General features: G+C 34.8%; 15 protein-coding genes. All 15 read left to right on the top strand.

Going from position 1 to position 15,026, the window contains the following annotated elements; all coding sequences use genetic code 11:
• Positions 1-91: 91 nt before the first annotated feature.
• The 15 genes from C1T31_RS14085 (at position 92) to C1T31_RS10560 (ending at position 14,979) form a co-directional block, all read left to right on the top strand.
• On the top strand, positions 92-256 hold the full coding sequence (locus C1T31_RS14085; protein ID WP_165780102.1) for a hypothetical protein: 165 nt from the start codon (positions 92-94) through the stop codon (positions 254-256).
• A 362-nt stretch (positions 257-618) separates the two neighbouring features.
• On the top strand, positions 619-1,923 hold the full coding sequence (locus C1T31_RS10625; protein WP_103052481.1) for a Glu/Leu/Phe/Val family dehydrogenase: 1,305 nt from the start codon (positions 619-621) through the stop codon (positions 1,921-1,923).
• A gap of 23 nt (positions 1,924-1,946) precedes the next feature.
• Complete coding sequence (locus tag C1T31_RS10620; protein WP_103052480.1) at positions 1,947-2,366, top strand: GreA/GreB family elongation factor; 420 nt, start codon at positions 1,947-1,949, stop codon at positions 2,364-2,366.
• Positions 2,367-2,378: 12 nt separating this feature from the next.
• Positions 2,379-2,798 (top strand): hypothetical protein, encoded by a 420-nt coding sequence (locus C1T31_RS10615; RefSeq protein WP_103052479.1) that lies wholly within the window; start codon positions 2,379-2,381, stop codon positions 2,796-2,798.
• 38 nt (positions 2,799-2,836) lie between these two features.
• The gene (locus C1T31_RS10610; protein ID WP_123912666.1) at positions 2,837-3,202 is read left to right on the top strand and encodes a hypothetical protein; all 366 of its coding nucleotides are present in this window, start codon (positions 2,837-2,839) and stop codon (positions 3,200-3,202) included.
• A gap of 185 nt (positions 3,203-3,387) precedes the next feature.
• Positions 3,388-4,218 (top strand): universal stress protein, encoded by an 831-nt coding sequence (locus C1T31_RS10605; protein WP_103052477.1) that lies wholly within the window; start codon positions 3,388-3,390, stop codon positions 4,216-4,218.
• A 1,322-nt stretch (positions 4,219-5,540) separates the two neighbouring features.
• Positions 5,541-5,969 carry a hypothetical protein gene (locus C1T31_RS10600; RefSeq protein WP_103052476.1) on the top strand — a complete coding sequence of 143 codons (429 nt, stop codon included), beginning with the start codon at positions 5,541-5,543 and terminating at the stop codon, positions 5,967-5,969.
• 6 nt (positions 5,970-5,975) lie between these two features.
• The gene (locus C1T31_RS10595; RefSeq protein ID WP_103052475.1) at positions 5,976-7,034 is read left to right on the top strand and encodes a hypothetical protein; all 1,059 of its coding nucleotides are present in this window, start codon (positions 5,976-5,978) and stop codon (positions 7,032-7,034) included.
• Positions 7,035-7,413: 379 nt separating this feature from the next.
• Positions 7,414-8,055, top strand: coding sequence for a DUF6266 family protein (locus C1T31_RS10590; RefSeq protein WP_103052474.1), 642 nt, complete (start codon positions 7,414-7,416; stop codon positions 8,053-8,055).
• A 258-nt stretch (positions 8,056-8,313) separates the two neighbouring features.
• Complete coding sequence (locus tag C1T31_RS10585) at positions 8,314-8,652, top strand: DUF4870 domain-containing protein (RefSeq protein ID WP_103052609.1); 339 nt, start codon at positions 8,314-8,316, stop codon at positions 8,650-8,652.
• Between the two features lie 172 nt (positions 8,653-8,824).
• Positions 8,825-10,132: a TolC family protein gene (locus C1T31_RS10580; protein ID WP_103052473.1), complete on the top strand. Its 1,308-nt coding sequence runs from the start codon at positions 8,825-8,827 to the stop codon at positions 10,130-10,132.
• A gap of 20 nt (positions 10,133-10,152) precedes the next feature.
• Complete coding sequence (locus C1T31_RS10575; protein ID WP_103052472.1) at positions 10,153-11,229, top strand: efflux RND transporter periplasmic adaptor subunit; 1,077 nt, start codon at positions 10,153-10,155, stop codon at positions 11,227-11,229.
• A gap of 15 nt (positions 11,230-11,244) precedes the next feature.
• Positions 11,245-14,439, top strand: coding sequence for an efflux RND transporter permease subunit (locus tag C1T31_RS10570; protein WP_103052471.1), 3,195 nt, complete (start codon positions 11,245-11,247; stop codon positions 14,437-14,439).
• Between the two features lie 2 nt (positions 14,440-14,441).
• Entirely contained in the window at positions 14,442-14,747 is a 306-nt protein-coding gene (locus tag C1T31_RS10565) for a hypothetical protein (RefSeq protein ID WP_103052470.1), read from the top strand.
• 19 nt (positions 14,748-14,766) lie between these two features.
• Positions 14,767-14,979, top strand: a complete 213-nt coding sequence (locus C1T31_RS10560; RefSeq protein ID WP_103052469.1) for a YgaP family membrane protein — start codon at positions 14,767-14,769, stop codon at positions 14,977-14,979.
• Positions 14,980-15,026 lie beyond the last annotated feature (47 nt).

Below are 15,026 nucleotides of genomic sequence, written 5' to 3'. Positions count from 1 at the left end.
AAGGGTTTTTCAGGGTTTGTTTATTTAAGGTTCTTGTTTTGGCACACGCATTGCCAATGGGTATATGTAATTAATAATAATTTTTTTCAATATGAATCACTTTAGTATTTGTCCAAGTTGTTCACATGTAAACACTTGTGTTTTAACAGCGCAAAAAGACAAGGTTTGGTCTTGTAGTGAATATGATCAGTCGCTGCCCGATGAAGTTATCACAGAAGTAGAGACATTCCAAGAGCGCAAGCCATTGTTTGTTTAACTAATAATACAAAAAGTTATGATTTTTAATGCCATAATAACAACAATTAATGTTCAGAAAGCAATTCACAAAAAGCCCAATCGTAATTATGCAAGGCATAAATACATAATGGATAAATATCATGAGCGGTCTATTTCCGAGAGGTATTTTAAATAAATTTTAAAAGTCAATAAAATCAACAATTAATAAAAACAACATTAATATATAAATATCATGAATTTCAAAAGTCTTTTAAGTACAATATTATTAAAAAGGACAACCGATAATAAGTTACGATTTGATACGATAAGAACCAGTCCTTTTAAATTTTCAAATAAAAAAAGATTCACAAAAATAGCTTAATCGCTAATTAAATATTAGAAATGGAAACATTAACAAAAGAAAGAAATAAGAAATCTAAAAAAATACCGGTAAGGGGTATGATGGATAATGTTATGGAGCAGTTTGAAAGCGCTGCAAACCATATCAAACTACATCCAAACATTAAAAAAATCTTAAGCATTACCAATAATGAGATTATTGTAAACTTCCCAGTAAAGATGGATAATGGCGAAGTGGAAATTTTTACAGGCTATAGAGTACAGCACAATAATGCATTAGGACCTTACAAAGGAGGTTTACGTTACCATCCAACTGTTGATATAGATGCTGCAAGAGCATTGGCTATGTGGATGACCTGGAAAACCTCATTGGCAGGATTGCCTTATGGTGGTGGAAAAGGAGGTATAAAATTAGATCCTTCAAAATATTCTCAAGGAGAATTAGAGCGTATTACCAGACGCTTCACCTTTGCTTTGGCAGACAATATTGGCCCAGAACATGATATTCCTGCACCAGATGTCAATACAAACAGCCAAACCATGGCGTGGATGGCAGATACCTACATGAGTACAAGGCCACCAGCTGAACGTACAGCAAACCAACATGTAGTTACTGGAAAACCAGCAGGAAGCGGCGGGTTGGAAGGTCGCGATAGAGCAACTGGATATGGAGTTTATTTATCAATTAAATTTTGGGCAGAAAAAAACAACGAAAGTTTAATAGATAAAAGATTTATTGTTCAAGGGTTTGGTAATGTAGGCTATTGGGCTGCACATTTTTTAGAAAAAGATGGTGCAAAAATGGTAGCAGTTCAAGATGCTTTTGGTAGTATACGAAAAGCAGAAGGTATTAATGTCGAAAATCTATTAAGCTATTCAAAAACAAATAAAGATAGTGTCGTTGGTTACCCAGAAGCATTCGACCTTGACAATGAAAAGTTTTTTGCTACAGAATGCGACATATGCATTCCTGCGGCACTTGGTAATCAAATCACAAAAGATAACGCGCCTGTAATAAAGGCTACTCTCATTGCAGAAGGGGCAAATGGCCCTACTAATGTTGAAGGAGAAAAAATCCTATTAGAAAAAGGGATTACTATTATACCAGATATTTTGTGCAATTCAGGTGGTGTTGTAGGTAGCTATTTTGAATGGCTTCAAAATCGTAATGGCGAATTATGGCAATTAGATGAGGTCATGGCAAAACTACACAAAAAACTTAAAGAGTCTTTTGAGAAAGTTTATGAGTATGCAAAATGTGAAAGCATAGACATGAGAACTGCTGCATATTGTATTGCTATTGAACGTATTGAAAAAGCTTATGTACAAAGAGGGATATTCCCATAAATAAAAATTTAAAACATGAAGACATGAAATATGGAAGTTTAATAATGGAAAAAAAAGAGTACGTCTATTTAAAAAGACTACTTAACATTTCAGGTTATGCTGAAGATTTTCAAACTCTAAAATCTCATCAGAAATTATTGGATGAATTGAAAACAGCCCACATTGTTGATAATGGCGAAATGCCACTAGATGTAATTAGATTCAACAGTAAAGTGACAATAATTTTTAATAATGGCATAGAGAAGACAATTCAAATAGTTGCACCAATGGATAAGGATGTTAAGAACAATAAAATATCTATCCTCACCCCTATGGGAACAGCACTTATTGGCTACTCAAAGGGAGATATAGTAACCTGGGAGTTTCCTATGGGTCAACATGAAATAAAAATTATTGAAGTCCAACAAGAAAAGTCATTTAATAATATCAACATAACAATTTAAAAAAACAAGAGTATGGCAGGTTTTAAGAATAGATTATTTGATCATGATTCCGATGTCGATCTAACACATAAAATCAACACAATGGAATTAGAAAATTGGATTAGCCATCTTAAGTATATAGAAAAAGAGCTTATCAATCTTATTACAATCTGTAATCATAACCTCAATACAAGATTGGATGATAGTACGGTTGTAAAACGTTTTGAAAAGAAACAAAATGAAAATCAAACCTTGTTAAATGCGCTAATTAAATACTCCAATTCAAGAACCAATATTGTAGAATGCGAAGATACAGCTTGCGATATGGTTTATATCACAGAACATGAAAGCTACCGAAGAAGTTATCTATACCATTTGGATAAATACAGACGTCTCAAGGATGATTTTTTCAATAAAATTCATGGGAAAATTAAACTCGTTGGTGTTGACTAAATAAACATAAGCATGTGAGCAGTATTATATCACACAAGATGGATGAACATAGACGTCTTTGTATAAAAAAAGATTTAAATGAATTACACATGTGGATGGCGGCTATAGAAGCCTTCAATAGTGAATTAGAACAGATGTCATTAATCGAAAAAAAACTCATTAAAAATATGTCTGTTTCAAATACAATTTTAGCAATTAGAAGGAACAACGTCCTAATTATGGCAAATTTATGTAAATATGAACAAGAGCTTAAAACTGAATATGAGTACGGAAAAGTTAAATATGATTTAAATCGGCTAAAAATACATGAGCAAAGAAGAGCCAACTATTTGAAACTTGTAACGGATTGTAACAGTTTTAGAAATCAATTCTATACCATAATAAGCAGATATCAGCGCAAATAATGGATATGAAATAATAAAATAAGTACTGAAAAATTTAAAAAGGGAACATAGTTTAAAATTTGATTAATAGCAAAACGCCTCATTTTTTTTTTGTGTATAAGCAACCGTGAAAGTAACTACTTTCACAGTTACCCTTAAGAATTTCAACAGCAGTAAACTGGATATTCACTTTTAATAAGAACAAAATGAAAAAGATATTAATCCCAACTAATTTTTCTCGTAATAGTACTGTAGCCATTAATTACGTTACAGAACTTCTTAAAGAGGAATACTGCGAATTTTATTTTTTAAATACGTATTCTTATGACGTTTCCGGCTTAAATGCTATTGAATTGCTTCAAGCTGATGATGCCATTTTTGATGAGCCCAAAGAGGAATCATTGAGACAATTGGGTGCTTTGGTTGAACATTGCACATTAGATTCCGATAATGACAAACATAGCTTTTATGCCATTTCAGAAAATAGGGAGCTAATAAACGGTATCAAAACAAACATTGAAAAAATTAGCATTGATTTGGTGATCATAACCGGAAGTGTAGATACAAAGGTTTCAAAAAATACAAGGGCAATAGTAAAGAAAATAAAATCATGCCCTATTTTAATTGTACCACCAAATGCATCTATTGGTCAAAAAGTTTCCTTGACAATTGCATCAGATTTCAAGCAAAGTATAAATACATCCGACATCAGCAAATTCATAAAAATATTGGAAAAAACGAATTTTGAGATAAGCATTTTTGTTTTAGAGAAAAAGAAGAAAGTCACGGTAAATACAGCGAAAAATATCAACTCACTAGCAGTGTATTTAGAACAATTGTTAAATAAACAAATCGGTATTGAATACATCGAGTCATCATATCGTCTAGAAGAGTATGCACAGTCACATGTAGAGAATATTATGTGCATTTTAGACAAAAAACCAGATGTATTAAGAAAAATGGGGTTGTATAAAACAAGTGCAATTGCCACAATGGGAACCTTAAGAAAAAATACGGTTCTAGCTATGCATCAATGAGTAGCTATGTACAATTTTACAAAATTTTGAATTCATCTTTAAGTTAAAGGTATAGCATTTATGAGTAACAGGAAATTTAACGTTATAATGATAATAATAGCTATAGCAGTTATAGCTGTATTATGTTGGTATGTTCCAGCACCAATTTTTAATTAAGTTACTAATAAAAATTGAGGTAGGCAGGTAATAAGGTGTTCGTCAGTTGTTCCATTTTGTTCCATAAAGCATAATCACAAATGCGAAGCATTGGTGCTTAACATACATAGCACTACTGCGGTGGCACATCCTCGTTAGCACTATGTATTTGCTTTACTTCACACACTACACAACTTCCTCACCCGCAGCTACTCTTGCACCCTTACCTGCGAAAGCAGGTACCCAATATGGAGCCTGCTAAAGCAGGCGTAATATAAAAAGGGTACAACCGCTGCTTCATAATTTGGCTCGCCTGCTGTTCGCTGCGGGCAAAACCCACAGGTGGTATGAGAGCGTCGTGATGAGAAATGTAAAACACAAAAAAATAAATCATATTGAAGTTAGAGCATAAAAAGACCGTATGTGATGACTTCAAAATGAAGCGTAGCGTTTTATTTTGAAGTGGTTTCATTTCGGAATAGATGGGCTTATGCCACCTGTGGGTTCACGGGTGTCACAGTTTTTGATGGCATCCATTTTGCATATACAATAACCGCTTCAAGAAATTTCAAATTTCCAAATACTTTTAAAACCGCTTTAATAACTGATTAAATAGTCTTTTAAATCCAAAAGCGGATTATTCTATATTGCAAACGCACAGCAAGAGTAACGCATTCAGTCAGCTATTTCAGCCACGACACAACCCATTTTTAAATTGGCAATTGCTCGTTAGTAAATTTTATAATCCTCAATTTCCTTAATCTACTTAAATCCTTATAATTAAATAGCGTTAAGCACTCACAATTGCTAAAATTTAAAAACGGTAACCATCCTTCAATAGCTTCATTCAATTGTTACACTTGCTTTCCCACGCTACACCCAAGCTAAAGCCAACGGCATCAAAAACCTGCGACACCCTTGCGTTTTCAACGTAGGTGTGGTAGCCCTATCGGGCTATTTTCCCACACCACCCTTGCTCAACTCGCTGGCGGCTCGCTATTATGGCTATCGCCATACGCTACGCGATTACCTGCTTATAAAAACCTGTAAATCAAAAACCTCATAAGGAATTTATTTTTAAAATCCTTTACATTATTTAAAAAAAACGTTTTGATATAAATCAAGTTTTTTCTTAAAAAAGTTTGTTATACATTTAATTCAATCCGTTAAAAATCAATTCACTAATAATGAAAGTAAATAATCCTTCAAAGGCTTTTTTAGGCCATATTTTTGTTGAGTATACAGGAAATAATATTGTGCTTTTAAACTCTAATAATGACAAGTTTTTTCAAAATGTAAACATTTTTGATTACCTGACTGATAGAAGAGGAGGGCATATCAATAAGTGTTTTAAAGTAGAGGTGTTAGGAGCTAAATATATTGTAGAATTTGAGAATATGTCAGTCTATAAATTTGATGAACAAGCAAATAATTACGCTATTGATGATTTGTCTTGTTTGATGGAATATACAACGTTTACCAACAGAAACGTATTTATGGTTTCAGGAAAATTACTCTTATACAATGAAATTAACGAGAATGATGGTAGAAATGAAACCTTTAGTTTCAACATCATATTAGATAACAAAGAAGAAATTACTAATCTATTTAAATGATATTTTATGATTTTAAGAAAAACTAATCCTGCCATGAACGAAAATGAATATTTAAATAATATTCAAGATTCGAATACCAATTTTATCCATGCTCTGATTGAAAATAATTTTGTTTTACCTAATGAAACACCAGTTGAAATACATCCCTATAAAAATGATCTTCCTTTAGAAAATTATGATAATTATATCATAGGAACATTTCCGCCAATTAGTTACTTAAATGATAATATCTTATTAAATAATGAAGACCTAAACACATTACACGATCCCAATGAAAGACTATTGTCAGCACCAGGTATTCCATTTTATCATGGCAATACAAAAAAGATAAGTCTTTGGCAATATATCCTGGATCAAAACTTGTTTAATCATGTCTTTGAAGAACTTGATAGATTAACAGCAAAGGATTTTCTGATAAACTATCTACAGGATAGCCGTATAAACTATTCAGACATTATTGATTCAACCAAACGAATAGAATATTCACCAAGCGATTCATGTTTAAGAGATATTGTTATAAACGATGATTTGTTGAAGCACATTTTTGTAAATAATAATGTTAATAGGCTTTTATTTAATACAGCAAGCGTATTTAGTGTCAATGGTTTAAAGGTTCATGCTAATAATGTTTTAAATGGTATTATAGGAAGAATAAATGTAAATAATACAGCCAACTCATTTGATCTATTTTTTAGAGCCTTACAGGATAGAAATTGCATAATTAAATTTAGTATCGAAAATGATAATTGGGTACAGGTTAATGTCAATAATAGAGCTGAATTATCAAATACATTCTCATCTAAAATTATATTTAAAGCTAAAATAATTATACCTGCAAAAAATAATTTCTTTAATAATGAACAAGAAATCACAAAAGAGATTTATGTTGTCACCCCTTTTAGTCCAGCTGCTAGGGGAAGGGTTAATTCTAATCCAGTTATTCTTAATTGGCGTCAACAAAATAATAATCAAGACGGAGGTGTATTACTCAAATTAATTTACCAATCCTTTTTAAGGTTCAATCAAGAAGATCTAACATTCTTACATGGTTTAAATGTCGAATAAAAAAGATTGCAAAGATAGCTGGCTTTCCTCATCCCACGCTTATCATACTATAAAGTTCAAGCCCTACGGGTTTTGAAAAAAATATTGCACCTATGTTTAGGCGCAAATTTCAAGACCCTTTCCATCAGCAATATTTTTTCCAAAAAACTTGACAGTATGTCAACGCCATCAAAGAAACGGCTTTCTTTTTTCTCTTTTTCTTTGTAAAAAAAATATTCATTTTTTTATTTCTGATGCAAAAGGAAGCAATCTAAAGCAACAAAATCCATATTCAACGAATAGCATAAAAGTTGCCATATATTTCAACGGAAGGTACAACTTCGTGTCAAGTCCGTACCAAGTCCGAAGAAAAGTAAGTTTCATTTAAATTATTTATGTTATGGGTAAAATTGCTCAAGGAATTTTAGGAGGGCTTTCCGGTAAGGTTGGAAACATTATCGGTGGAAGCTGGAAAGGAATTGACTACATCAGAATTAAACCTTCAAGTGTAGCCAATCCAAGAACTGTAGGTCAGGTAAACCAAAGAAACAAGTTTACTGTGACTTTAGAATTTATTCAAGCTGTTAAACCATTTATCCAAAAAGGGTATAAGTTTTTAGCAGTGAAAAAAACAGCATTTAATGCTGCGATGTCTTATGTGTTGAATAATGCCATCACAGGGGTCGAACCAGACTTTGAGGTGGATTATGCAACCGCATTAGTAAGTAGGGGAGGTTTATCAGCTGCTTTGAACCCTTCTACAGATCTTGCAACAGCTGGTGAGGTAACTTTTAACTGGGATGATAACTCTGCTGAAGGTAACGCCAACGCTACCGATAAAGCAATGTTATTGGTTTACAATCCATCAAAGAAAGAATCTATTTCTTTAACAGATGGAGCAGACAGAACAGTAGGAACTCAAATTGTTGCAATACCAACAACCTACGCAGGAGATACTGTAGAGCTATTTATGGCATTTATAACTGCCGATGGTAGCCAAGTATCAAACAGTACTTATTTAGGCTCTGGGATAGCCAATTAATAGCTTGGTGCTTTTATTTGAAAACCGCTCAAATCGAGCGGTTTTTTTATGTTATATTCGTAAGTGAATTTATTAATGATTGCTCTTGGTTTACTCTTTTTATGCATTTTTTGTATCCTATTTGTTGCCCAAACACGAGGAACCCTTTATTTTAAAGAAAAGTTAAATATTGCATCGGGAAATAAATCCCATTCCATTTGTAACGAAATCCAAATACTAGCGTCACATAAACACATCAATCATTTTAAAATTACCATTATGAGACAAGACAATCAATTATTAGTATTAACACATTTAAGCCAATTGCTGACGTATGTTACTGGATTTGGAGGGCTTATTGTACCACTCATTATCTGGGCTACTCAAAAGAACAATGTGTATGCTATGGATGAACAAGGTAAGCGTATTGTAAACTTTCAATTGAGTTTAATTGTTTATGCCATTCTTTGTATTCCAGCGATATTGCTTCTTGGATTAGGTATTATTGGCTTGATTGTTATTGGTTTGATATCTATAGCCTTTCCCATTATAAACGCCATTAAAGCCAGTCATGGCGAAACACCACGATATCCTTTATCTCTTAATTTTATTAGTTAGTTAGATTAATCGAGGTAAGTAAAACGCCCACACATGTGGGCGTTTTTTTGGGCGTTTTTTATTTTATCATACGAAAGAAGTCTCATAATCTAACACAATATACATAGTAACTTTTGTTACTGACTACCCTTGTTTCCCAATGTATTTTTGCCAAGTAAATTTAAGATACATTATGAAACGACAAACATATATCATTTTGGGAATGCTGGGATTTATGAGTTTACTCCATGCTCAAGAACGCATTCCGTTAGGAAAAACGGAAGCTTTGGATAAGGTGCTAGAATCCAATTACAGCTTACAGATTTCTGAAGCACAGTTTAATGCTTCAAAAGCTGATTTTAAGCAGACCAATGCAGTGTTCTTGCCTAACATTACGGCATCACACACTGGTTTTACCACTACTAATCCCTTAATGGCTTTTGGGTCTAAATTAAATCAGGAAAGTCTAACAGCAGCTGATTTTAATCCTGCACTATTAAACGATCCTGAACAGACGCAAAACTTTGCTACCAAGTTTGAGATTCAACAACCCTTGATTAACATGGATGGTTTTTACCAACGTAAAGCTGCCAAAACCAAAATGGAGGCAACTGCCTTACAGACCGAACGCACCAAAGATTATCTGGAATTGGAGGTGGAACAAGCCTATATGCAATTGCAATTGGCCTATAAAGGCGTAGCGGTTCTAGAACAAGCGCTGCTAACGGCTGAAGCCAATGAGCGATTGGCCAAGAATAGCTTTAATCAAGGGTATCTACAAAAGTCAGATGTATTAGCTGTCTCTGTTCGGGTTAATGAAGTTAAAAATCAGTTGCAAACGGCTAAAAGTAATGTGGAAAATGCATCCAATTATTTATCCTTTTTAATGAATGAAGAACAGGTAGCCATTTATCAACCAACAGATAGCTTGCAGGTTGTTATTCCAAAAAATAATCAGGAGTTACAGGTTTCTGAAGAACGGTCAGATATTAAAGCGATGTCATTGGCAACCAATGCTTATGAAACCATGTACAAAGCTGATAAAATGACTTTTTTACCAAGACTCAATGCCTTTGGAAGTTATGAATTGTATGATGATCATGTTTTTCAAGGCAATGCCAATGGCTATATTATAGGAGCCCAATTAAGTTGGGATATTTTACAAGGCACCAAACGTTTCGGGAAGGCTCAAAAAAGTCGCTCGGAGTTTGAACAATCCAAATTGGAATACCAACAATACGTGTCGCAAAGTCAATTGGAGCTTAATAAGGCGAAACGCATGTTGACAGATGCTCAAAACAAATTGGAATTAACAAGATTAGCTCTTGAACAGTCCAAAGAATCACTTCGTATTCGAAAAAACCGATTTGAAGAGGGATTGGAAAAAACCTCTGATTTGCTCATGGCAGATACGCAATATGCCCAAAAGCAATTAGAATATTATCAAACCATATATGAATATAATTATGCACTGGCTTATGTGCAGTTTTTAACAAAGTAAGAATCAAATAAACATAAATCATGAAATATATATATACCATTACTTTAGTAGCATTGTCTCTAACCTTCATAGGTTGTTCGGGTGATAAAAAGACTGCGGTTGCAGACAATAATCCAGCCATTAATGTGACAGTGAGCGATGTATCAGCAAATAACAATAATCCCTTTTTGGCAGTTAGTGGTAAGGTTCAATCGGTTAACAGTGCCGATTTAAGTACCCGAATGATGGGGTATGTAACCCAAGTTCCCGTAAATGTTGGAGATACCGTAAAAAAAGGACAATTATTGGTAGCTATTAATAACGCCGATTTACAAGCTAAAAAAGCACAGGTAGAGGCAAGCATTACAGAGGCTCAAGCAGCCTTTACCAATGCGGAAAAAGATTACAACCGATTTCAAAATTTGTTTTCCGAAAACAGTGCATCACAAAAGGAATTAGATGATATGACAGCGCGTTTTGAAATGGCTAAAGCCCGTTTAGAAGCAGCCAAGCAAATGAGAAATGAGGTCAATGCCCAATTTGCTTATAGCAATATTACAGCACCTTTTGATGGTGTTGTAACCAGTAAAATGATTGAAACTGGAGATATGGCCAATCCAGGAAAGCCTTTAATAACCGTTGAGGCTCCAGGTAACTTTGAAGTGATGGCTATGGTACCTGAAACGGAAATCTCTAAAATTATAGTGAATACTGAAGTTACGGTTTTGGTAAAATCCATAAATAAGACGCTTTCAGGTAAAGTTTCCGAAGTCAGTACATCTTCAAAGCATACTGGAGGTCAGTATTTAGTCAAGATTGCTTTAAACAAAACGGATACTAACTTATTGTCAGGTATGTTTGTTACGGTGCAATTCCCAGTAGAAAAACAAACCGATAATGCCATAGTTTTAGTACCAAAGGAGGCATTGGTTTATAACGGTCAATTGACAGGTGTTTATACGGTTAGCCAAACTAATACAGCCATTTTAAGATGGTTGCGTTTGGGCAGGGAGTATGGTAATAAGGTTGAGGTGCTATCAGGGTTATCAGCAGATGAATCCTATATCGTTTCAGCCGAAGGTAAGCTGTACAATGGCGCAAAAGTAACCATCCAATAATAAAATATAAATCAGATGAAAGAAGGTATCGCTGGCAAAATTGCCAAAATATTTATACAGTCAAAACTGACCGTGCTTCTCATGATCGTCTTTATGGTTATTGGGGTGTACAGTTCGTTCTTGATTCCGCGTGAGGAAGAACCACAAATTGATGTGCCCATGGCCGATATTTTTGTGGGTTATCCAGGAGCAAGTCCAACAGAAGTAGAATCGCGGGTTATCAAACCGCTTGAAAAATTAATATCCAACATCAAGGGTGTGGAGTATGTGTATTCTACATCCATGAAAGAACAAGGTATGGTCATTGTTCAGTTTTATGTGGGTGAAGATATCGAGCGCTCCTTTGTGAAGCTCTACAACGAAATCAATAAGCACATGGATCAAATGCCGCAAGGTGTAACCTTTCCGTTGGTTAAAACACGAGCTATTGATGATGTGCCTATGTTAGGGTTGACTTTATGGAGCGAAAATTATGATGATTATCAATTGAGTCAAATGGCTCAAGAACTGGAGGCAGAAATCAAAAAAGTCAATGATGTAGCCATTACTCATAAAATTGGTGGCCGTGATAGACAATTACGAGTGGTATTGGATAAAGATAAACTGGCGGCAAGTGGATTAGACTTTTTGTCGGTTTCTGAAATGATCAAGGCGAACAATGCCCAATTGAATTCAGGAAGTTTCGATAAAAATGACAGCGAGTTTTTAGTGAATACAGGAAAGTTTTTAGAAACGGTAACCGATGTTGAAAATTTGGTCGTTGGCGTCCAACAAAATCAACCTATTTACTTAAAGCAGGTTGCCACGATTGTGGACGGTCCCGAAGTACCTCAAAATTACGTAAGTTTAGGATTTGGAAAAGGTAGTGAAAAAGCCAATCAATATCAATCAGAATATCCAGCTGTAACGCTTTCAGTGGCCAAACGTAAAGGTGCTGATGCCATGAAAATTGCGGACGTGATTATTGACAAAGTTGAGCACTTACGTAAAAACCTCATACCTGATGATGTTCATGTGGAAATCACCAGAAACTATGGTGAAACAGCTTCGCACAAAGTATCAGAGCTGTTATTGCACCTTATCGGTTCTATTATTGCTGTAACCTTTGTGGTGATGTTGGCAATGGGTTGGCGCGGTGGATTGGTAGTATTTTTATCAGTACCAATAACCTTTGCTTTAACCTTATTAAGCTATTATATGTTGGATTACACCTTGAACAGAATTACCTTATTTGCTTTGGTATTTGTAACAGGTATCGTAGTTGATGACTCCATTATCATAGCCGAAAATATGCACAGGCATTTTAAAATGAAACGCTTACCTTTTAAACAAGCCGCATTATACGCTATAAATGAAGTCGGTAACCCAACCATTCTGGCAACTTTTACGGTTATTGCGTCTGTATTGCCTATGGCTTTTGTATCTGGATTAATGGGTCCGTATATGGCTCCTATGCCAATAGGTGCATCTATAGCGATGATTCTGTCTTTGTTTGTGGCTTTAACCATAACGCCGTATTTGGGGTATATTTTCCTTCGTGAAAAGGATAAAAAGCAAAAGGTTGAGAAAGCAGAAAAACCTATAGAGGAAACAATAATTTATCGCTTCTATGATAAATTCGAGCGACCGCTTATTGAAAACCGCACCAAGCGATGGTTGTTTTTAGGGTTGACGTTTGTCTTGTTATTGGGTACCATGGCTATGTTTTTTACAAAATCAGTAGCTGTTAAAATGCTGCCGTTTGATAACAAGAATGAATTTCAGGTCGTCATTGATATGCCAGAAGGGACAACATTGGAACGCACAGGTGTGGTGGCTAAAGAAATTTCTCAATATTTAGCGACACGTCCAGAAGTAGTTAATTATCAAAATTATGTAGGAACTTCGGCACCTATAACCTTTAATGGTTTAGTCCGTCATTACGATTTACGCGGCGGTAGTAATATGGCCGATATTCAAGTCAATTTGTTGGATAAGGAAGAACGTAGTGAACAGAGTCATGATATAGCCAAATTATTACGACCAGATATTCAAAAAATAGCTTCAAAATACAATGCCAATGTGAAACTGGTTGAAGTACCACCAGGACCACCAGTATTGTCAACTATTGTAGCTGAAGTATATGGACCTGACTACGAGAAACAAATGGAGATTGCCAGCGGTGTTCAAGCTATTTTAAATAATACGGAAGATGTGGTGGATATTGATTGGATGGTTGAAGACGATCAAAAGGAATATACATTTGTTATCGATAAAGAAAAAGCTATGCTATATGGCGTAGCACCACAGCAAATAGCCTATACCATGAATATGGCTTTATCCAATAGACCTACAACTAATTTGTATGATGAAGATGCCGTTAACCAAATAGGTGTGGTATTAACACTTGATGAAAAGGAAAAATCAACCATTCAGGATATTTCCCAATTAAAAATCAAATCCAAGCAGGGCAATATGATGCCGATAGCTGATTTGGTTGAAATCAAGGAAACAACAAGTGCCAAAAGTATTTATAGAAAAAATCAAAAACGCGTGGTATATGTTATGGCTGATATGGCAGGAGAATTAGAAAGCCCAGCTTATGCCATTTTAGGAATGGAGGAGAAATTAAAAGCCATTGAATTGCCGCAAGGTTATGAGATTAATGAAATGTATTTAGGACAGCCTGAATATGAAGATGATTATACCGTAAAATGGGATGGTGAGTGGCAGATTACTTTAGAGGTGTTTCGTGATTTAGGAATTGCCTTTTTAGGAGCCATCATCTTGATTTACATCTTAATCGTTGGTTGGTTCCAGAACTTTAAGGCCCCAGTGGTTATGATGGTGGCCATTCCATTATCATTAATAGGTATCATATTAGGGCACTGGCTTATGGGTGCCTTCTTTACAGCAACGTCTTTTATTGGTATGATCGCTTTAGCGGGTATTATGGTGCGAAATTCGGTACTATTAATAGATTTTATCAATCTCCGATTGGATGAAGGTATTCCTCTAAAACAGGCAGCTATTGAAGCAGGAGCCGTTCGTACGACCCCCATTTTGTTAACAGCTGGAACCGTAGTTATTGGTGCTTTTGTAATCTTATTTGATCCAATTTTCCAAGGCTTGGCAATCTCTTTAATGGGAGGTACTATTGTGAGTACGGTATTGACCCTATTGGTAGTACCATTAGTATATTATATGATAGAACGTAAAAACCATAAATAATTATGAAGTTAGTAATAGTAACAGCAGTTGAAGAATTTCACAAAGATGTGATTAAACTGTTTAAAAAAGCAGGTATTGAGAGTTTCAGCGAGTCTGAAATTGATGGTTATAAAAATTCACCAACCTTGTTGGCAACCAATAGTTGGTTTGCGAGTGAAAAAGGTGGTAATGAATCCAATATGTTTTTCTCATTTACAGAAGAGATACATATTGATGCGCTATTTGATTTAATTAGAACATTCAATTCAAATTTGGAAACCAATAACCCGATTAGGGCTATTGTACTTCCTATAGAAAGATCATTGTAAACTTTAAATAATTATTAATATGTTAAACAGGTATATACGAGCAATAGCGGGTGTTTTTGTAGTAGGAAGCGTCCTTTTAGGGATGTATGTCAATGAAAACTGGCTGTGGTTCACGGTATTTGTAGGGGCCAATTTGTTTCAATCGGCCATTACAAAATGGTGTCTCATGGAAACCTTTTTAGTCAAATTAGGAGTCAAGAGAGAAGAAAGTAATTGCAATGCATCATCGTAGTTTTCCCGATTCATTAGTTAGTAGCTCGACCCGTTTGGGTCAAAAAC

It is taken from the genome of Hanstruepera neustonica (assembly GCF_002895005.1).
Lineage (GTDB): Bacteria > Bacteroidota > Bacteroidia > Flavobacteriales > Flavobacteriaceae > Hanstruepera > Hanstruepera neustonica.
Note: the sequence above shows the minus strand (reverse complement) of the source record. Positions and strands in the feature narration are given on the sequence as shown.